The sequence below is a fragment of the Pseudoflavonifractor phocaeensis genome (genome assembly GCF_016901955.1).
Taxonomy (GTDB): domain Bacteria; phylum Bacillota; class Clostridia; order Oscillospirales; family Oscillospiraceae; genus Flavonifractor; species Flavonifractor phocaeensis_A.
The window spans coordinates 1-1,017 of the sequence record NZ_JACJLC010000200.1 but is presented as its reverse complement, the minus strand read 5'-3'; the positions used below and the strand labels follow the sequence as shown (position 1 = coordinate 1,017).

At 52.0% G+C, this 1,017-nt stretch carries 1 protein-coding gene; it reads left to right on the top strand.

Going from position 1 to position 1,017, the window contains the following annotated elements; all coding sequences use genetic code 11:
• Positions 1–921 (top strand): transposase (locus H6B51_RS17140; RefSeq protein WP_204884800.1); only part of this gene is annotated, 921 nt, incomplete at its 5' end.
• Between the last annotated feature and the right edge of the window lie 96 nt (positions 922–1,017).

Here is a 1,017-nt window from a genome sequence, read left to right as displayed (position 1 = left end):
GACATCTTCAAGCACGACCTCGTCGCCGGGAGCTTTATCCCTCCAGCGGATATTCGCCAGCTTCGGGATTTGGTACGTTACCGCTGGAAACTCACCAACTTCACTACCGGCGAGAAAAACCGGGCGCAAAACTGCTTGACGGTCTCCAATTTCAAACTGGATGATGTGTTCTCGGACGTGTTTGGTAAAGCCGCCTCTGCAATCACGGCCAGGATTTTGGAAAACCCCGCGGCAAAAATCTCGGATGTTTCCAGCTTTCGCACGAAGCGTATGAAAGCAACTGACGAAGAAATCCTTGCTGCTGTGGACGGAGAGATGTGTGCTGAACAGGCTGAAAAGCTCCGCATCATCCGTTCCCACATGGACAGCCTGGAACGGTGCAAGCTCAATCTGGAATCCCTGATCCTGTCCACCGCTGAGAAGTACCTTCCCCATCTCAACCTTGTTATGACGGCGCCGGGTATCCAATCCTTTTCCGCTATCGGCATCATCTCGGAAATCGGAGTGGATATGTCCGTGTTCCCCACCTCGAAGCACCTATGCTCCTGGGCTGGTCTTACGCCGCAGAACAACGAGAGTGCCGGGAAGAAGAAAACTACCAGAATCGGCCGGGCCGGAGCCTATATCAAGCCGCTGCTTGTTCAGTGCTCTCTTAATGCGATCCGTGCCAAGCAATTCCCGGAGGTTCGAAACCGCTATCTTGCGCTCAAGAAACGCAGAGGGCACAAAAAAGCAATTATCGCCATTGCCAGAATGCTCCTAACAGCTATCTACAATATGCTCAGGAAGAATGAGCCGTACAATTCCGAACTCTACCGCAAGAGCGATCGTCCACCTGCACACCGTGAGGTTTCCGTGGAGGAAGCCTTCTTTATCCTTCAGCGGCAGGGGTATTTGGTCACTGCTCCATCCACCGCTTAGACTTTAAGCATATCTGCATTCTTCGCCCGCTCTTAGGGGGCTTGGTTTTGTGCGTCCTTTTTCGGAATGGTACTTAGATTACAATGTTTCAACCTT